The organism is Edaphobacter sp. FHG110511_03, from assembly GCF_059115365.1.
On the sequence record NZ_JBZYWL010000016.1, the window covers coordinates 22,317 to 41,529 of the forward strand.

Sequence of the window (19,213 nt, forward strand, 5' to 3'; positions counted from 1 at the left end):
CGGGTGTGGGACTCTTTGCGGAGTTCGAGTTACTTCGAGATCGCACGTGCTGCTTCTTCGATCACAGCCGCAACTTCCTTCGGATGCGAGACGTAGACTGAGTGGCTGGCGCCTGCGACTTCTACCGTGTGGCTATGAGCTCGCTGAGCATAAAATCGTTCGAGGTCGGGGTTGATCGTTCTATCCGCACCGGCAACGACCATCCAGCTGGGTTTTTCTCTCCATGCCGGCGTGGTGATGACTGCCTTGAAATTGTCCGCGGCGTTGAGAACCTGCGATCGCGCCATGAAATCGGTCTGCTCCACAGAAAGATCGGCTGCAAAGTACTCATGGAACTGGGTGGGATCGAGGTACGTGAAACCATCTGCCGTCTTCTTTATCGCACCAGACTTGCTGAGGTCACTCGAGAAGCGCTTTCCGTCGGCCGCTTCGTTCTCTCCAGCGTCTGGCATGTGCGCTGCAACATACACCAATCCGGCGACTGATGGATCCGTGCCCGCTTCTGTAATTACGGCGCCCCCATAGCTGTGTGCGACAAGGATGCTCGGTCCGTTTTGCAGTGCGAGGATACGCTTCACGGCGGTCACATCATCCTGGAAGAACGTCTCCGACTCTTGGACGATGCTGACGTTAAAGCCGTCTCTGACAAGGTTGTCGTAAACGCCCCTCCAGCCCGAACCGTCCGCCCAGGCACCGTGGACGAGGACGATACTTTTCACTTCGGACTTCTGAGCTTGTAAGTCTGGTGTGCTCGTCACGACGGCAGCACACAACATTGTGGTGAATACGGCAAATCGATTGAACATAACTATCTCCGGTTCCTTATTTGTTGAGTTCTGCGATCGTTTCAAAGACCAAGATCCGTCACTGCTGGTGCGGGGTTTCTCATCTCGCGGTTGCCTCTCACGCGCCTTAGACGTTGCGGCGCTCATTTTCCCTTGGGTCAAGCTCCTTCATTTCCATAAGCGCCCATCTCAGTTGGTGGTTCTCTAAGAGCAGTTCACAAGATCCATTGCTGCCGGCTTCGACGCCGTCTCTCCTGTACATCTCCAGCTTCTTCGAAGCCATGCCGCAGGGATGCCATGGGCGGTGATCAGCCGAAGGCAACAGGTGGCGCGAACAGGCCGCCACCGAATGATCCGATCGCACGATCAGTCTCCAAAAAGAACACCATTATGTCGTTTGGGTTGATGCCTGCTTCGCCAAGCTTCTCCACCAGGGCGGAAACAAGGTCTTTTTTTCGATTGGCGCCGGTCCCTGAAGTTACCAGCACTTCGATCATCAACATCTGGTCGGTGCGCGGCTTGGGCAGTGCTGGATAGTACAGATCAACCCTGAAATCGCTTGGTCCCAACGAAAGGAAACGTCGGAAGAGGTCGTCCTCTGGATATCCAGCAGCAATGCTTGCAGCATGGATAGTTCTGGAAAGACGGCCTTTCTCGACGGTTGACCAGTCGGACTTCATCGTTACAGTAAACAAGGGCATAGAACCTCCTGATGGCCGGATATTTCTGTCTCCTGACATTTCATGAGCGCCCATCTCGATTGTTGATTCTTTATGAGCAGTTCGCAGATTCATTGCCGCAGACTTCGAAGCCGGCTCTACCACTCTTTAGGTCTTCTAAGGGTAATGACCTGGCCTTCGTTAGGCTCAGCGTGAATACTGTCCTCTCTCGATTCGATTTCTCGAGGCAGACGCTGCCATGCTCTTCAGCTACTCGACGAGCCAGGGTGAGCCCGAGGCCTGTTCCGTTGGGTTTTCCTGCGGTCACGAACGGATCGAACAACGTCCTCCGGACAGAGGCAGGTATGCCAGGACCATTGTCCAGGATTGTGACGTAAATCTGTTCATCGACTTCCGTAAGGTGAACCTTCACCTCAGGCACGTGAGTTGAGAGTGTCGCAGCTTGGCAGGCATTGAGCAGCAAGTTATATATGGCACTCTCAAGATTCGTCGCATCGATGTCTGCTTCCGCCGGCGGAAACTTGCCGATTGTGATGGACACGTTCCGCCCGTCTGGATGAAACTTCACTGCCGCAACGGCTTTCTCAACAACCCAGGAAACGCGCTCATGGACAAGGGAGTTGCTCCGTGCTACTACCGAATTGCAGTAGTGAGTCAATGCGCTCGGCCTTCCCCAAGTCCGTGGCGGGTCGGCACCTGCATCATGAATTTCGAGGCTTGCTCAGCGTTCACTCACGTTACGGCCTGCACGCTTGCAGAGTCGCCTTTGCGACCCTCTTCCATCGGAGGCTTCAGCAGCTTTGTTACCTCCACCTTCACCTGTGGACTAAACGCCTTTCACCGCGCACGCGGACCATCTCAGTAATCCCGGTTTGCGGGGCCTATGAATCGGTGGGTTGTTTCCGAGTTGACGACGATCCGAGAGTGACTCGAAAGGAAACGCCCGACTCCGCGAACTCGGGATGCACCTCAGTCCGCGACCATCAACTCCCCCGGCACAATGGGACGCGTCCGCGGCAGCGCCCCGCGATATGCCGCCAGACCCATCAGCAACATCGCCCCCACAAACACAACCAGCTTCACCTTGTTTGCCTCGCGTGTCGGTGGCAGTATCTGCCATAGTGCCAACAGCAGTGTCTGCGCTACCGTCACCGCCCAAACCGAGCCGTAGAAGTACCGCCTCTCCGTGCCTTCGCCCTTGGTCGAGAGCCCCACACGCGGCAACGCGCCTGCGGCGCCCAGCAACAGAACCGCTCCGCACACTGGCAAGTAGGCGTAGTGGTAAATCAGCTTCATGTACCACGATCCGGTCGCCGCCGCGATCGCCAGCCCGCTCAGGTTCAGCAGCGCAAAACTCAGTACCGCGTTCCACGCGAACGTGTAGCACACCCGCCGGTAGAGCGGATTCGGCTTGGCCTCATCAAAACGCAGGATATAGGGCCGTGGTTCCACGCCAGGCAGCCGCCCACGCAAACCCGCCACGCCCGTTCCGGCCAGCACTACCGCCAGCCACGCGAGATTGCCTACGCCAAACCCACGCGCAAACAGCGTAAAGGTCAAAGGACCTGGCACCAGAAAAAACACCCAGATCCATATAGGCCAGTGCGCCAATCGATAAAGATTAGTATTCCGCGCCCTGATTCTCCGCGCATGGGCATACTCCACCTTGCCGCTGTATCGCATACGCGTGAGTCTCGCAGAGTCGCCGTGAGCGAGTCAATCCGCAGACCCCAGTTCTCATCGTTCGTCTTTATTGACAGTTGCCGTTCTGCGATTCTAGTTGACGGGTAAGATTCGGTGGTAACGCTACTTCCCTCCCGCAAAGTCGCGTTATCGGAGCAAGCCCGCATCTTTTTACCTGCTGGACGATACTGGTCTGCGGACTCTCGACAGATCCTTTTCAGACTTGCAACCCGCCAAACACTGGAGGATCTGCTGACCTTAGCCCTAAGCGCGATACTTTGGCGGGTAAGGGCCATGGCCCTTACCCCAGCTCCAGCCGACGCCGGCGTGAAGCAACAGACCTCGTCTTCGGACTCCCCAATCTAGCGGGGACACCCCGCAACGCCCCGATAGATATGTGCGCGAAACGCGCACGAAGCGGATACCAAACCTTTGCTGAGGGCTCTGCCCTGGCGCGGCGCAAGTGGATTCTCTTGCTACACACAAGATTGCACTCGGAAGTTCCTACTTACACAAAGGAAAGCGCCTCGGGTACTTGAAGGTGAGGATGTCGACCCGGACGCTATTAAGGAGCTCGACACAGCTTTGCAAAGACCTGGATGAGATCTGGGGACCGCCGTCCAAACGTTCATCGAGAAGTTGGAAAATCAGCTCATATTCAAACTGTTTATTGACTGTTGAGTGTTCACCAGCATCCAATCCGCCATGGGGCGAAACGAATTCAATGCACGATGGCTGCAAAGCGAACCTGGAAAAGACTTCGATCCACCTGGGTGCGAAACCGGCTTAATGCTCTTGAGGCGATGGGCAAATCAAGATCCTACCCTCGAACGCATCTTTCCCGGTATCCCAGAGCACGCTGTTGGGCCCCTCGCAGAGGCCTACAATAACCATCGGAATCGCTGTCAGAAATGTAACGAAACCGGACCCGCAAAAGAGCCGGATCCCATATTATTCTAGATAATTCGCCCGTCGCATTCCTAATCATGGGCGAGCACGGTCTGACTCTTTTCGGCTCGAATTTGTCTGTCCGACATAGGCGTTCTTTCCCCCCGTTGCATTTGAATGACTTTCCTGGTCTAGGCTGGCTTATCCCACTCGTGACATGAGGCGAGGCTGTTGAACAGGGCGGGCTTCCCTTCTGGTTTGCCTATCTATCTGCGTTCAGCGTGCCGCGCTCAAAGCACCCCCGCCCTTCGGACGCACGCTCTCCTTCCCAGAATCCGCTACGCGCCTCTCAAAAGGTGCGGACTCCTTGCCCCAGGCAAGCTGGGGTCCCTTTCCGCAGATTCTATCCAGTCGCCGAGGGAGTGGGTCGCGACAGCACACCCGTTGGGAAAACTTGTACCGCAGACAGCGGACACCAAAAGGAGCCTTACACCATGTTCAACAAAGTCATCCTCATCGGTCGCCTCGGACAGAATGCGGAAGCCAAAACCGCTCAGAACAACAAAGAGTTCGTCATTCTCAATATTGCAACTCAGGAGAGCTGGAAGAACGACAAAGGCGAATACGAGACCCGCACCGAATGGCATCGTGTCTTTGCCTAGAGCAATCTCTCCAGATTCGCCAAGACCCTCCAGAAAGGGCAGCTCATTACCCTCGAAGGCACTCTCCGCTATCGCGAGTACGAAGAAGAAGTCCACGGGCTTACGGTCAAGCATCGTATTGCTGAGATTCATGCCCTCAACATGAAGCGGCTCTCAAAAGTAGAAGCCGCTGACGATCCTTCGGATGGAGCCGACAACGAGTAGCCGTCGGCTCGGGTGGATGAGATCGAAGAGGTCTCATCCACCTGTTTCATTCAGACCTCATCGCCACGGGACTAACCTCTGGCTCATAATTCTGCCTTTGATCTTCAGCCTGTCTCGATAAGCACATTCCATCTTTTACCTCCTCACCCTACGCCGTAGAACTCCTAACGACATCTTCATGCGCTCCGCGCGGGGCAAGGAGACCAAGCCTGCCTAATAGGCCCTGCCTCTCGCGCGCGCAAGGGCTGATTCGTGGCCTCCGTGCAGCTCTAGTCCTCCCGCTTCGCGCTCCGGGCTTCGCTTCCTCCGGTCCTTCGGATGGCCTATGGCCACCCCAACCAACCCTTGCACTTGCTACCTCCGCTGGCGTGGGCCAGGGCCAAGGCGTGTTTGTCAGCAAACACAACGAAGCCATTTCAAGACAGGAGAACTCCCATGCAGAAGACCAGCGAAAAGCTCAACCTCTATCAGATCGTCACCGACCGGGTCGTAGCCAACCTCGAAAAAGGTGTCATTCCGTGGGAGAAGCCGTGGAAGTCCCCGAGGTTTGCCAGCGGAGTCTTCCCGCGCAACTTCTCGACCGGCAAGCCCTACCGCGGCATCAACGTTATGCTGTTGTGGAGCACAGACTACAGCTCGCCCTTTTGGTTGACCTACAAGCAGGCCCACTAACTGGGTGGGAGCGTGCGCAAGGGTGAGCACAGCGAGCGCATCGTCTTTTACAAGCAGTTGCGGAGCCGTGAAGAGACCGAACAGCCCAACGAAGAGAACACCGACAGCAAGCGGCAGCCCTTCATGCTGACTGTTGCTTTCAGAATTATTTGTCGTAATGTTTCAGAATTATTCGTCATGTCAAGGTAGTTGTAGCGGTTCCTTCTTGCACTGCCATGCTCAGGCGGCGATCTCTGGCTTGGCCACTGCCACTAGAATCAATCACCTGAACCGGGCCTGGAGTCTTGGAGCAATTTCCAGTGAGTGCATGAGTCATCCAACAGCGACAAATAATTCTGAAAAGTACGACATTTATCTTTCGAAGCTACACACTGCAGCTGCCGGAATGGCTAGAAGGAAACCTCTGCCGGTTGGCTGACACTGAGCACTGACTGGTCCCCCGTGCGTTGTTTCCATGACGTCCGGATTGACTCGATTTTAACTCGATTATCTGACGTGTCCGGGTAAACGATCACCAGTATCTTCGATCGCAGACGCGCTGGTGTGCTCATATTCTTTCCCAGCCACTGGCCGTAACAATCAATCACGCTAAGCCCGGCTGGAAAGCGTGGTGTCACTTCTTTATCGAGAAAATCGATCCAGCCGGCCTCAGTTATGCGCTGCGCTGAGGCGGACCCTGTGCGGTTTAGGTCTGCCGGATCCGTTCTAACATCACTTTTTGAGTCCAGTTCCACTCGATCCAATCCAAAGTACAGCCGCGTCTCGACCCAGTGCGAGCCATGCGCCGGGTGCGCCGGGTCACCGTTTAGAGTTGAGCTTTGTGTCGCGTGCGCTTGATTCGTCATACGGCCAACCGTGAAAGTAGTCAACAACAGAAATGAGGGATAGATAAGCCAACGATTCTTCATGATCCGAAATCCGACAATCTAGGGGTAAAAGATGACAGAGCTGTCATAGAGTGAGGTGCCACTTTGTTCGTTTGACCGTCAGGAGGAGTCTCTCCTGCATTCGAAGCGAAATCAGATAAAGGAAAAACGACATCCGCCAACGTGTAGTTTTCAAGCGAGGTGTTTTCTTATACTCTCCAGCGCACAGTCACGGGGAGCGATTCGAATCCATTGAACGACGGCGCAAACTTCCTTACCGGCGTCACTCCCTGCTGCAGCGAGATCGACTCAGTCTGCTCCAGCAGCAGCGAGAAGGCGACCTGTGCTTCAGCGCGAGCAAGCGGCGCACCGATACAGAAGTGCGCACCGCCCCCAAACGAGTAATGTCGTTTATTCTCGCGCTCAATGTCGAACCGGTGCGGATCGCAATGCAGCGCCGGATCATGATTCGCCGCTTGCAACAGCGAATACACCGTCTGCCCCTGGTGCATCGGGCACCCCGTCACACTCGCCGAGCCTCTTGCAATACGCGGCACATGCGTCGTGGGCGAGTCATAGCGCAGCATCTCTTCAATTGCCTCGGGCAGCAGCGCAGCATCCCCTCGAAGCCTCTCCATCTGCTCCGGATGCGTCAACAGCGCATACATCCCATTGCCGATCAGGTCGGTCGTCGTCACATTGCCCGCAAACAGCAGCAGTTCGCACGTACTCAGAATCTCCCACTCCGAGAGCATCTCTTCTCCCTCATGCGCCGTAATCAGCGCGCTGATCAGGTCCGTACCGCGATGCTCCTTACGCCGCGCGTAAATCTCCTTCAGATACCCCCGAAAGCTCGCCGACCCCCACTGAAGCCTCGTAAGCTGCTCCGCCGTCGGATTCGGGTTGAATACCTGATTCATCGCCTTCGACCACTCTAGGAAGTCATCGCGCCTCTCCGTATCCACCTCAAGCAGCTCAGCAATCGCTGTCATCGGAAACGGCGCCGCAAACACCTCGATCAGGTCGAACGTCTCACGCCCGCGAAGCGCGTCGAGCAGCCTCACCCCGATCTCCTCGATCGCCGGCCTCAACGCATCGACCGATGCCTGGTTGAAAGCCTTCGCCACCAGATCGCGAACCCGCTTATGATCCGGGTCATCCATATTGAGCATCGATGGCCGAAAGCTCGCATCCTCATCCACTCGAAAGATCTTCCGCAAAATCGAGCCCGGACTCGCCTTGCGCGGGTCTTTATCCAGGTTGCGGTCATTCAGTGTCTGCAACACGTCCTTCGCGCGGGTCAACACATACACCCCGGCCTCTTCATCGTGCAGCACCGGATAGCCGGACCGCACCTCATCCAGAAGAGGATGAGGATGATCTCTGAACTCAGGATTCATGGGGTGGAGAGCACTATACTTCGGGGTAGGCTTTTGCTTCAACTTCTGCTCTTCCAAACTGCCCTCCTGATGCTGTTTTGCGCGACATGAACTCTCATGTCGCGCAAAGTGGGAAAGTTTCTTCACGCACTGAACGTTAGACGTTCCTCTCGACATGAGAGTTCCGCGCAGAGCTTTAATCGTTTGCAGCCAACGCACCCAGCGAGAAAGACTGAACCTGTCGGTTGCGTGCACAAACGTTAAATGTAACAACACACTGAAGCGGCATTTATTCCCGAATGGGGGGGCACTCTCCAGATTAAGAGTCTGAGCGCCGAGAACATCTGTTTGTGTCGCATTCTGTGGTTTGTGGAATTATTTGTCGTAGATTTTGAGGCGATATTTGTCGTACAGGCTGCCCAACACGGCGGACCGGAGCACTGTTGAGAGCAGACCAAAGCAATCGTCTACAAGTAGATCGAAGCCCCGGGGCAATGCTGGTCTCGCTCAGGCACCTAGTGCCGAGCGACAAATACTGGCACAATCGCTATGACAAATAATTCCTCAAGCTACATTTCTGTCGGAGCCGAGGTAAGGCTCAGTCGCCTGAATAGAGGAGTGTCCAAGCAGAAATTTGACTTGCTCCGGATCCTCCATTGTTGAGGCAAAGCATTAAAGCGAATTCTCTTGTCTGGCCTGTATATGGGCTCGCTCCATCCTCGGTTGGAAGATACAACATATATTTAGAGGCAAACATTTGCTGGCTTTCGTGCAGGATGGAATATCGAGCAACTATCTCATCTTTCTCCGCACAAAGGATAAGGCCCACTGTCGCGTTATCCCCTCCCCACGCTTTAGGTCGTCAAAAATGCGCAGGTACATGTCCATTTGTCCGACGTCCTGATGCTCGAGCCGACCGATCTTGAGGTCGATCAGCACGAAGCACTTGAGCAAGAAATTGTAAAAGACCAAATCAATAAAGAAGTGCTGTGACTCAGTCGTCACGCGATACTGACGGGCCACGAATGCGAAGCCTTTGCCCAATTCCAGCAGGAACGGCTGGAGATTCTCAATGATCGCTGATTCAATGTCGGATTCGTGAAGTTGCTTCTGGTCTGGAAGATTCAGGAAATCGAGAACATAGGGTTGCTTAATGACATCGATCGGTTGACGGACTGTCTGTCCCTGATCCGCCAGAGCTAGTACGCCAGCCTTATCGCGACTCTTGAGTAGACGGGCAAATAGAAAGCTGTGAATTTGCCGCTCCAGTACCGTCACGCTCCATCCAGCTTTTTTTGTCTCGATCTCATAGAATAGACGCTCAGCCTGCCGGTCGATTTTGCTGAGCGCTCGGTAATGCGTCCAGCTCAGGTTTGGGGAGAACCCCTTGCGTTGCCCAGTCTTCTCCAAAGCCATCGCAAGGTCATCCAGCACAGCCTCCTGAGTAAGAGCTCCCAATTCATCACTCGTCGAGTGATGAATCTCGGGAGCCCGATCATTGAAGGCTTGGTAGAACAACCGAAAGTAACGCAGATTGGTCACTGAAAATCCTCGACCATATCGCTTCGTCAGCTGCTCGGATAGTTCCCCCAAAAGCCTCTCTCCGTATTCTGCCCGCTCTTCGCCTCCCTGCAGCGCGACGACCATTTCGCGACCGACTAACCAGTAGGCGATAACCATATTGCTGTTAACGGATCGTGCGACATTGTCGCGCGCCTGTTCCAGGATCGAGACGACCCGGTCCATCAGACTTCCGTGACCGACCTCAATCAGACTGCTCTCCGTAAGAGGCGCCGCTTTGCTCTTGTTCGATTTCATGGCGATCTATCTACTCTATCGTGCTCAAAAATGTGACGTCTCCCGACGGGAGTACTGGATTGAATCGTCACAGTCCCAGATTGTCGTTCACGGCCACGGCGATCTCCTGCTCCGAGCCCAGATACCTCTCGGTCGTCTGGATGGACGAGTGCCCCAGCAGGAATTTGATCTGTTCGAGATCCCCTCCGTTCTTCCGGCACAGCTTGGCGCAGGTTCGCCGAAGGTCGTGGGGGCCGAGATGTTCGATCCCGATTTGCTTCGATGACTGTTCAACTATTGACCAGACCGCCCAGTCGCTCAGGGTGTCACGATTGATCTTCCCGCTCTTCGAGACCGATCGGAGCAAACGGCCATCTTCCGCCTTCAGCTTTCGGAGGCTGGCTTCCTCCATGTTTTCGGTGTCGTCTTCCGGAATTTGACACCCTTCATTTCTGCGACTTCCATTTTTTTCGATCCGATAAGAGACGTACCATTCCCTAACGTCAGCCCAGACAAAACGTCGCCCTCGGCCATCGCCCACACAAGGCAAGTCATTGTCTTTGATATAGTTGCGGACCATCCGCTCTGAGACGCCGAGGAGCGAGGCTACATCCTCAAGCTCCAGATTTTCCATTTCATTTGCGATCACAACCCGTTCATATCGCGGAAATGGAAATGAAGTCTAAATTTGCTGGCGCTAACAGATATATGCGGTGGTGCGTCACCCTCAACACCCTATGTGCGGGAAGGATCCATCCATTTGTTTTCAATAAGTTGCAGTAATATGAGGCGCGATAGCGCTCTCCACTTGCCGCTGTCCTATTCCCTCTCGCCCCAAGGAGCATCATGAAGATTCCGCTTCCGATTAAGTGTAGTAAATGCGGCTGCAACTTCTCAGCATTGGGCTGCGGTGAGCTGACATTCCCGCCTTCCATATGTCCGGACTGCGGAGAGACTATTCATATCCCTGATCCCCTGACCCCTAGCATTGCTGCATCTCGTCTCCTATATCGCGCCCATGCAGAGTTAGAGGGAGGCGATTACTCGATGCCAATCATTTTGGGAGCGATCGCGGTCGAAGCGTCCATGACAGCTCTTTATATGAAATGACGAAGGCTGAACGAGGACCTGCTGGAATCCGAAGTAACACAGGCCCACCGCGACCAATGGGAGGACGATTATTGCGACGGGACCAAAAAGAGTGGGTTCGTCAGATCAGCCAATTTCATCTCTAACTATCTCACTGGTGTCGCCTTCTTCGACGACTTCGTCACTTCGTTCTTCGATAGCGGGAGCAAAAGTGAAGTAATCGCTGCAGGGCTTCCTACATCCCTAAAACTTGCGAGAGCTAACTACATCCAAGGCGAACTATTTGATCGGCGGAATCGCATAATGCATTGGGGACAGGTAAACCATTCTAAAGATGAGGCGGCTAGCGCCGTTGCAGCGGCACGAACTGCCTTTGCGGTTTTGCTTCTTATGGATAAAACGCGCGCTGAAGAACACGAGAAGGAACTTAGGGCGCACGCCTAATCCGTTCGCTCACCACGCACTACCCCAAGTACATCTCTTCGACCCTCTCCTTCAAGACGAAGGAAGGGTCTGGGGCATTAGCCGAATTCTCACCTAGGTCGAACGAGTGCTAGACGTTGGCCGCAGCCATTGAAGCGACGTCACTTCGCCACTACCGTGGTTTTACAGTTTTGCTTTATTATCGCCCCAAGGCGATTGAATATGGCGCGAATAGGGTACTCAGATCTCATACCCGATGGTGGAATTCCACGAGGCTAATACCTCGTCGGAAGAGTACCAGGCTGGCTATGAGGCACGCCTGCGTGATGAAGCCGAATACCACACGGCCACTCTGTGGTGGCGTACCGGGTGGGCTGATGCGGATCGAGAGCTTATCTGGTGCGGCGAGGTCTCATCCAGAGGGAGGAGAAGCTTCCGGGATAAGGTGGAGTAACTTCGGCACCGGACAGCAGGCTCGAATTTGTCAGCTGTCATTCGACGAGATTCAGGCCGAAGCCTGGAAGCGTGACTGGGTGCAGACGGACATAGCCATCAGTCTCGTTCATCGAGGGAAGCCTTCCTAAGGTTGTTAACCGGTAGAAGCGCTTTGGAGGGCGGACTCTTCGACCGTGCTCTTCTCCACTAGATCGTAGATTTTATCTGTCTCCTGTACACGCATCGATCATCAGTTCGGAGTCAGTTGTCCTTTGAAGGAACCTTCGCCAAGATAGTGACCCCCGCAGAAGCAAATGCTCTCCATGCAAGGCTGCGTGCCCGCGAGACGGTCATATTTCCTGGCTTCTGGGCTATCGATCAGATCAAGCACAAATTTGGTGGGCCTGGGAACGAGTAGTGCTACGCTGTTGCCCATATGCCAACCAAGAGAAAATCTTCGCAGAAGACTGGGGAGCTGAATTTCGCCCAACGCTTGGCTGAAGCTGTTGAGAAACCGGAAGAGACACATACCGACGAGCCTGAAAGGACTCCCATACTCGGTGACAGAGTCACTATTGGGAAGAGCGAAAGCATATGGACCGTAAGTAAGGTCTCTGTCGACGGCAAAGAAGCCGGTCTTCAGATTCCCGGGACTAACCTGGAGCGTTTTCGAGTTCAAACCTCTGACCTCACCTTTCTCGACAGCCCGGCACCAATAAAACCTATGTCTCCACCTAAGCCCACGTACGACATCACGGAAGTTCGCGAACGTATTGAATCCATCCACCAGTCTGCTATCAAACACCTCAACGGTGAGATCGCCACCCTGAAGAAATATCTCAAGTCCAAAGGCGTTTCTGAGGATGCCGTCCAGGAACTTGACGATTTCGTTATGGACGTCCAGGACAGATGGGGAGTGGCAGCCGAAGCGCTCGACGCCATGCTTGAAGAATAGGGTCATGTAACCCTCTTGAGTATTAGGCTTGATGGCTCGGAGGGACAATGACTTTCATTCAAATAGAAGGCACTTTTATAAACCCTCAACACATTGTTGCAATTAGGCCAATGGAGGTAAGTGGGCACCCCGGCAGTCTGGTCAGTCTGAGCGAAGGCAAGGGCATTTCTGATCCACGTCCCCCGCATGTGATTGCGGCCTAATGTGTGGGGCTACTACCGTAAATCCGACAAACAGAAGATCGCCGAGGCCTTCCACGTTAAGCAGGTCGGCGACTTCCCTTTGCCGCCGTCGGACTACAACGTTGCATCTTCCACCAACCAGCCCATCATTCGCAACAGCCGTGAAACCGGTGAACGGGAGCTCGTCTCCCTTCGCTGGGGGATTACCGCCGCTCTGACGCAATATATGGTCACACCGATTCCCTCAGGGGTTGCAGAAGGTTCTCGTATATGATGATTTCCCACGATGAGACATCCTCAACCAGTTCTGCGGGCGTTCTGGTTCGCAACTCTGATTGGGCTGTCAGCGTTCCCGTTAGCGTCCCAAATCTCATCATCTAGCTCGGAGATCAAACCTCCAGATCTCAACTCGATCTTGCGACACATCGAGGACGCCCAGCACCATGGCCCCGGTCAATCCAAGGCTTACGCGGTGACACGAGAATACAAAGTGTACCGAGGCAATGACAAGCGACCGACCTCGGAGGTTATCGCGCAGATCGATTTTGTTCCCCCCGACGTGAAGACATACAAGATCGTGCAAACCAGCGGAAACTCGTTAGGGGCAAAGATTGTTCGTGAACTTCTAAGCAGCGAAACGTCGTCCACGCGGAAAGAGCACAGCACGGAGATCAGTCGAGCAAACTATGAGTTTATTTTTCTAAAACAGCAGAACTTCGGCAACGTTCCCGAATACACTTTTTCAATCTCACCGAAGCGGAAAGATAGATACCTTTTGCGCGGACAGATTTGGGTTGACGCCGAAAGTTTCCGGATCCGCCAAATCGAAGGTGTACCCGCCAAAAGTCCCTCGTTCTGGCTCAAGAATCTTCATATCACCCTGCAATATGGTGAACTCGGCGGCATATGGGTCCCCGTTACTTACGGTGCTATCGCGGAACTCCGCATCGTAGGAAAATTCACTCTTGAAGGCGTCACTGTCCGGCGACCGGAAACCAAATCCGTTGATCGTAAAACTGAATCTTTGAGTCAATGAATCTCTGAATTGCCGATAGCGACATTACGGTCAGTGGTCAATCGCTCGTTGCCTTCCGGCAGCGCCCCCGCCTAGGAACCCGAGGTCGTTTCAGCTGGCAGTTAGGATGTGACGCATTGTGCTTCCTGGTAATACCCTAGTTGAACAGTGTTGGCGTTTATTCTTCGCTGCGACGGAGATGCCTCAATTTACGTCTGAGCACGGCGACGGCTGAGCGATTCAAAGCCAGTGTGCAGCTACTACTCGGTGAGCACACCGCAATTTCGGTGCTCTCGCACACAGACCTGCGAATGAACCAGGCAGATTGAAATTAAACCGGAGGTTGATCTGATGTCAGTTCTCGGTGGAATTCAGACTTCCAACTATCGGAATCAAGTGCAGCCGAGGATTCCTCGTGTTGCCATTGTGGGAACGGGCTTTGTAGGTTCGACGACAGCCTACGCACTTTTGCTTTCAAGAACCCCAGCCGAAATTGTATTGATCGACAGAGATAAGCGACGAGCCGAAGGTAACGTTCAAGACCTGCGGGATGCTGAGGTGTTTTCTCATTCGACAAGGATTGTTGCAGGCGAATTCGGGGACTGCTGCACCGCCGACGTGATCATTATTGCAGCAGGTGTCAGCCAGGCGGGCCACACCTCGCGGTTGGACAGCCTGAACGAGACTGCAGCGATAGTAAAGGGCCTGGTTCATGACGTTGCACGTCACAACCCGCACGGGATTCTGCTGATCGCATCGAATCCCGTCGATGTATTGACTTATGCCGCATGGAAGTGGTCTGGGCTACCGGCGAGCCGTGTCATCGGTTCGGGCACGTCTCTGGACACATCTCGCTTCCGCAGGCGGCTCGCTGAGCGATATGGAGTTGCCTCCGACAATGTGCACGCCTACATCATTGGGGAACACGGCGACAGCCAGGTAGCCGTCATATCTTCAGCGAACATTGCGGGCATGCCGTTGAAGAGCTTTTGCCGGGAACTGGGGCTGCCTTATGACGAAGATGCGCTGAGGAAGATTGCCGACGATACGCGGGCTGCCGGTCTGGAGATCATCCGCGCAAAAGGAGCAACGTACTACGGTATCGGAGCGGCGCTGGCTCGCGTCGTCGATGCCATCTTGCGGGATGAAAATGCAGTGCTGACCGTGTCAACCCTGGCACCGGAGTCGATGAACCTAGGCGAGGTTTCCTTGTCTCTGCCAACGATTATCGGCCGCGATGGCGTGACTCATGTCGTGTCCATCCCACTCAGTACATCGGAGAAGCAAGCTCTTTTGACTTCAGCGACAACGCTGAAAAAGTACATTGCGATATTGGGTTCACCAGACACCAAGCTGGAATGAACATACGTCCATCACTCTGAGCCATCGTGCTCCGGGGGAGCCGCACCCTTAAACAAGTTTCTCTGCCCGGTTCTCGACTGCGGTTATGATGTTGCTTTCCTAATTATTTGGAACACCTCTGAGCTAATTATTGGCACAACCGCTCCGAATCGGGGATGAAAATGGGTGTGGCGCGCAGATTCCTGTAGAAACTCTAGGCCTCGGACGCTCCTCGGGATCAGCGAGGGCACATCAAGCAGGATAGTGTGCCAGATAATCTGAACAAGATTGTGCCAAATAATTAGCAAAACGACACGTCGGCGTAAATGGAATTAACTGAGATCGAGGCGCTATGCCCCAACAGCGGTTTCGGGCGGTTCCTTGAGGGACTCCACAACTTCTGCGAGGATGGTGTAGGAACGAAGCCGGTCGGGGTAGCTGTAAGTCTCTGACCAGAAGATCAATTCATTGGCGCCGGTCTGCTGAACCAGGGATTGGATAGCTATGCCTACTGTTTTTCTACCGCCCACAATAGCTGACTGCATACTTTTCTCGATTGTCAGCTTTTCACTCTCGGACCAGAGTTCGTCCATACTCTCTACCGGTGGAAGAAGCCTGTCTTGGTTTTGAACAGCATCTGCTCTGCTTCGCACCGCCGCTAAATATAATTGCTGCACGGAAGTAAACGACTTCTGTGCTTCCTCAGTGGTCTCCGCTGCAAACGCAGAGGTCGCAATCATCACATAGGGCTGCTTCAGCGTTTCTGATGGGCGAAAATGCTGGCGATAGAGATTTACCGATGACTCTAGGTTCCGCGAAGCGATATGTGCCGCAAAAGCAAACGGCAGGCCGAGTTCACCCGCTAATTGAGCACTATAACCACTTGAGCTCAATAGATACACAGGCACATTTGTGCCTTGTCCCGGACCAGATTTCACTTCTTGGTTTTCCTGAGCGGGCCCCAGATAACGCTGAAGCTCTGCCAGCCACTCGGGAAAGTTATCGCCCGTAGCCTTCAGGTCACGTCGCAAAACCTTCTTCATCATCTCTTCTTGCGCAGAGCTGGAACCCGCAGCCCGTCCCAAACCTAAATCAATACGGCCGGGATAATAGATTCCAAAGTGCCAAACTGCTCGGCAACCACGAGCGGCGCATGATTCAAGAGCATCACTCCACCTGCGCCTACGCGAATCGACTGTGTGGCCCCCGGCAATATAACCTATTAGGACCACCGGAGCACAGGAAGCAAAAAGAGCTACGTTATGGTGCTCCGGAACCCAAAATCGGTGATAGCCAAGTTTTTCGACGTGTTGCGCCAGTTCGACTGAACGAGCAATCGCTTCAATGGGAGTATTCCCCTGCCGCACCGCGACAAGGTCAAGAGCTGAGATGATAGGGGTCTTCAATGTCCGGGTCCTGACTAATTAAATGGGAAAACGGGCGTTTATTTCTGAAAGCACGCCGTAGCGAAGGGTGAAACTCAGCCTTGAGTCTCCTGGAGCAAGATCGGCTGGCGTTTCAAGTAGGTAAGCGAGCGTCAGTGTCCAGGGGCTTCCCCCAGGATTCCGATAAGCGCAAACCCTCGAAGGACTTCCAATTGCAAATATCCTTTCATTCGGCTGCGTCCCCCGGCGTGCTTCGAGCGTCTAAGCGTGTCCCGCCAGCGTTCTGCTCCCGTCGATACTACCGAACAAAATCGTCATCACCTCAATATCAGCCTGTGTTGCGCGCCCGGAGGAATGAATCCATCCTCCACACGTCCCGATCAACGGATAGGCGTCGCCAAAAGTGCCAAAGGTTGAAAGGGCATTTCTCCCTAACTAGAAGCTCGCCTCAAACACATGAAATCTGTGTTCAAGTTCCCACTCTTGCTGCGCTTTTTCGCTCGAATGGACCAAGTTTGCACATGCTCCGGTCGGTGTCTCACCGCCCAACTGTCCGCGACAGGACACTACCGGCTGGTCAAGCTTTTCAGCCGCGAAAGACTGCCACAGGCTCGCTCCGGGCAAAAAGCTATGTTCGATACTGGTACGCACCATCAGTACGAAATCCCGGTAACTCAGCGGATATGTAACTGTAGCAAACACATATTCGTGCGTGAGGTCTATGCGCGAAACCCCCTCATCGTCGGTGGAAAGCGCCACCGGAACACCGTACTTGCGGTAGAGCATGAAGGGGTGATTGTCGCCTTTGCTATTCAAGATGACGACATTGCTGGTGAGGTTTACCTCCACCATGACGTGCTTCGCCGCCATCTCTTTCAGCAATCGATAGGGCCGGTCTTCGGACATGACATCCACGCCATGGCCAATGCGTTCTGCATGTCCCTGTTCGACCGCCGATCGAATGTGAAAGGTAAGACCATCTGGCGGCACCATGCCTGGTACTAGTTCACCGGCATGCAGCGTAATGTGCACCTTTGGATAGAGCGTATGCAACGCATCGACCATTTGCATGTGCAGGCGGTAATTGGCCATGCAAGTATAGCAATCTTCCGGCTGGACCAGGTTCAGGCCCACAATGCGCGAATCGACCGAAGCCAGTTCAAAGCCGAGCAGTATCTGAGCAAAAACAGCTTCTTTCGGTAGCCCACGCAGGACCTGATAAATAAACCGGACTTCAACGTGGCACGCAGCCTGTGCACCGGGCTGTCCGCACTGTTCGCGCTCGCGGCGTGCCGCTTCGGCCTGATCGAAGTGAGCTTGCATTCCCGGAATATAGCTGCGCAAGCCTTGAGCCAGCATCAGTTCGCGGTACTGCGCATAGTTCGAGTGATAGCCGATCTTCGCTGCCAGCGTTGCGACAGGCACAAAGTTGGGTGTATCCATCAGCTCAAGGTATTGCTCATTCTGTGCAGCCGCCCGCGTAGCCACTTCATCAACCCACTCGCTTGTATGGCGCGGATCCACGGCGTCGAACTTGTCGAAAGTATTGAAAAAATGATCATGGCCCGATTCGCCAGCAACGGGCACAAAGGTTCGCATAGAAAAGGCATCGATTAATGCATCGTAAAGTTTCTGGTTCTGCGAAATGCTGGCAGCAGGCACTGTCCCCGTTGCGCAGGCGCTTCCATCGGGTTTAATTAGCGCAAGCTTTGTTGTGTCTACGCATAGGCCATCTTCAGCCGCGGCCCGCAGGAATGACTCCGCATAGACTGCTCCCGTAAGATGCACGTGCAAATCGGCGCCCTTCGGCATCTGATAGAAGAAGGCTCGCAGAGCAATTGGCCCCTGCTTCCGCGCCTTTTCAAAGGCGTGCGCGGTACGTGCCTCTGCGTTCACTTTGTGAACTGGCCGAAACGACTGTGCATAATTTGTCTGAGCGATCAGCAAGCAAGCACAGAAGAAAAACAATCGATCTACTAACGGCTGGCGAGAGTTGACCTGGGACATTAGGTTATTTCTCTTAGGCGTTATCAGCTCAGATATCGTGATAAAGGAGGCAGTTCTCATCGTCTAAATAAACACGCCAGCATTTTGTTTATTCCCCAACCCCATCCTGTCGGGTCAGTTTTCTTTGCAATTCAAGCCAGAGTATCTGGTGACCAAGATCACGGCCATTTCGCATCAGAATCAGGCACTTACCTCGCAGGCGGAGCGCCTCGCGCTTTCAATAAAAGACACTCTTCCCTCAGCGTCATTCACCCGCACTTAGCGATTGCGCAAGATAATTCTGAAACACTACGCCATTTATCTTTCAAAGCTACAGTCGTAAGCCCTCGCGCGGTTGGCGTCAGATTCTTGTCGATCCATGTGCCAATGTCTGCTGTGACAGCAGGGTTGTCTACAACGTAAGAATGCAGCGGGACCTCCGTCTCGAAAGTTTCCATCAAAATCTGTCGCCGTAAAACTTCTGGGAGATTGCCCTGTCACTCGCTTAAATGCATTACCGAAGGAGCTTTCCGATTCATAGCCCAACGATAAAGCAATCGTGTTGACAGATTCTTTCCCTGCAAGCAGGCGCTTGGCGGCTAGCTGCATCCGCCACCGTAACAGATAGTTGAGAGGCCCGGTTCCGACTCTACTTTTGAAGAGCGATAGAAACGCCGACCGTGACATGCTCGTTGCTTGCGTAAAGTGTTTCAGGGTCCACTTGCAACCCGGATCCCGGTGCATGAGGTTGAGGACAATCGCGATCTTTGGATCAGCCAGTCCGCG

The 19,213-nt window shown here is 54.0% G+C and carries 14 protein-coding genes and 3 pseudogenes; 6 read left to right on the top strand and 11 right to left on the bottom strand.

Translation table 11 applies throughout. The features are described from left to right. Nucleotides 1–29: 29 nt before the first annotated feature. The 4 genes from AC5S26_RS28665 to AC5S26_RS28680 form a co-directional block, all read right to left on the bottom strand. Entirely contained in the window at nucleotides 30–806 is a 777-nt protein-coding gene (locus tag AC5S26_RS28665; protein WP_494188369.1) for an alpha/beta hydrolase, read from the bottom strand. Between the two features lie 287 nt (nucleotides 807–1,093). Next, nucleotides 1,094–1,579, bottom strand: a complete 486-nt coding sequence (locus tag AC5S26_RS28670) for a tautomerase family protein (protein ID WP_494188370.1) — start codon at nucleotides 1,577–1,579, stop codon at nucleotides 1,094–1,096. Continuing rightward, nucleotides 1,557–2,006 (bottom strand): ATP-binding protein, encoded by a 450-nt coding sequence (locus AC5S26_RS28675; protein WP_494188371.1) that lies wholly within the window; start codon nucleotides 2,004–2,006, stop codon nucleotides 1,557–1,559. The genes AC5S26_RS28670 and AC5S26_RS28675 overlap by 23 nt, the downstream gene beginning before the upstream one ends. A gap of 428 nt (nucleotides 2,007–2,434) precedes the next feature. Then, the gene (locus AC5S26_RS28680; protein ID WP_494188372.1) at nucleotides 2,435–3,148 is read right to left on the bottom strand and encodes a hypothetical protein; all 714 of its coding nucleotides are present in this window, start codon (nucleotides 3,146–3,148) and stop codon (nucleotides 2,435–2,437) included. 1,382 nt (nucleotides 3,149–4,530) lie between these two features. On the opposite strand from AC5S26_RS28680, the pseudogene AC5S26_RS28685 reads away from it, so the two are divergent. Continuing rightward, nucleotides 4,531–4,902: pseudogene (locus AC5S26_RS28685) on the top strand (single-stranded DNA-binding protein). 435 nt (nucleotides 4,903–5,337) lie between these two features. After that, nucleotides 5,338–5,763, top strand: a pseudogene (locus AC5S26_RS28690) (ArdC-like ssDNA-binding domain-containing protein). A gap of 200 nt (nucleotides 5,764–5,963) precedes the next feature. Here the strand turns inward: AC5S26_RS28690 and AC5S26_RS28695 are convergent. The 4 genes and pseudogenes from AC5S26_RS28695 to AC5S26_RS28710 form a co-directional block, all read right to left on the bottom strand. Further along, nucleotides 5,964–6,482: a DUF3574 domain-containing protein gene (locus AC5S26_RS28695; protein WP_494188373.1), complete on the bottom strand. Its 519-nt coding sequence runs from the start codon at nucleotides 6,480–6,482 to the stop codon at nucleotides 5,964–5,966. 167 nt (nucleotides 6,483–6,649) lie between these two features. Further along, nucleotides 6,650–7,897 (bottom strand): cytochrome P450, encoded by a 1,248-nt coding sequence (locus tag AC5S26_RS28700; protein ID WP_494188374.1) that lies wholly within the window; start codon nucleotides 7,895–7,897, stop codon nucleotides 6,650–6,652. A gap of 520 nt (nucleotides 7,898–8,417) precedes the next feature. Beyond that, nucleotides 8,418–9,637: pseudogene (locus AC5S26_RS28705) on the bottom strand (PDDEXK nuclease domain-containing protein). Between the two features lie 67 nt (nucleotides 9,638–9,704). Beyond that, nucleotides 9,705–10,265 carry a tyrosine-type recombinase/integrase gene (locus tag AC5S26_RS28710; RefSeq protein WP_494188375.1) on the bottom strand — a complete coding sequence of 187 codons (561 nt, stop codon included), beginning with the start codon at nucleotides 10,263–10,265 and terminating at the stop codon, nucleotides 9,705–9,707. A 1,734-nt stretch (nucleotides 10,266–11,999) separates the two neighbouring features. Between AC5S26_RS28710 and AC5S26_RS28715 the strand changes: the two genes are divergently transcribed. The 4 genes from AC5S26_RS28715 (at nucleotide 12,000) to AC5S26_RS28730 (ending at nucleotide 15,077) form a co-directional block, all read left to right on the top strand. After that, nucleotides 12,000–12,518 carry a hypothetical protein gene (locus AC5S26_RS28715; RefSeq protein WP_494188376.1) on the top strand — a complete coding sequence of 173 codons (519 nt, stop codon included), beginning with the start codon at nucleotides 12,000–12,002 and terminating at the stop codon, nucleotides 12,516–12,518. 192 nt (nucleotides 12,519–12,710) lie between these two features. Continuing rightward, the gene (locus tag AC5S26_RS28720) at nucleotides 12,711–12,974 is read left to right on the top strand and encodes a hypothetical protein (protein WP_494188377.1); all 264 of its coding nucleotides are present in this window, start codon (nucleotides 12,711–12,713) and stop codon (nucleotides 12,972–12,974) included. Nucleotides 12,975–13,190: 216 nt separating this feature from the next. Beyond that, complete coding sequence (locus tag AC5S26_RS28725; RefSeq protein ID WP_494188378.1) at nucleotides 13,191–13,736, top strand: hypothetical protein; 546 nt, start codon at nucleotides 13,191–13,193, stop codon at nucleotides 13,734–13,736. A gap of 330 nt (nucleotides 13,737–14,066) precedes the next feature. Then, complete coding sequence (locus AC5S26_RS28730; protein WP_494188379.1) at nucleotides 14,067–15,077, top strand: L-lactate dehydrogenase; 1,011 nt, start codon at nucleotides 14,067–14,069, stop codon at nucleotides 15,075–15,077. A 329-nt stretch (nucleotides 15,078–15,406) separates the two neighbouring features. On the opposite strand, the gene AC5S26_RS28735 is transcribed toward AC5S26_RS28730, so the two are convergent. From AC5S26_RS28735 to AC5S26_RS28745, 3 genes are all read right to left on the bottom strand, one after another. After that, entirely contained in the window at nucleotides 15,407–16,462 is a 1,056-nt protein-coding gene (locus AC5S26_RS28735) for an LLM class flavin-dependent oxidoreductase (protein WP_494188380.1), read from the bottom strand. A gap of 414 nt (nucleotides 16,463–16,876) precedes the next feature. After that, a complete protein-coding gene (locus AC5S26_RS28740) occupies nucleotides 16,877–18,103 on the bottom strand; it encodes an adenosine deaminase family protein (protein ID WP_494188381.1) in 1,227 nt (408 codons plus the stop codon). A 642-nt stretch (nucleotides 18,104–18,745) separates the two neighbouring features. Continuing rightward, nucleotides 18,746–19,171: a helix-turn-helix transcriptional regulator gene (locus tag AC5S26_RS28745; protein WP_494188383.1), complete on the bottom strand. Its 426-nt coding sequence runs from the start codon at nucleotides 19,169–19,171 to the stop codon at nucleotides 18,746–18,748. Nucleotides 19,172–19,213: the final 42 nt, after the last annotated feature.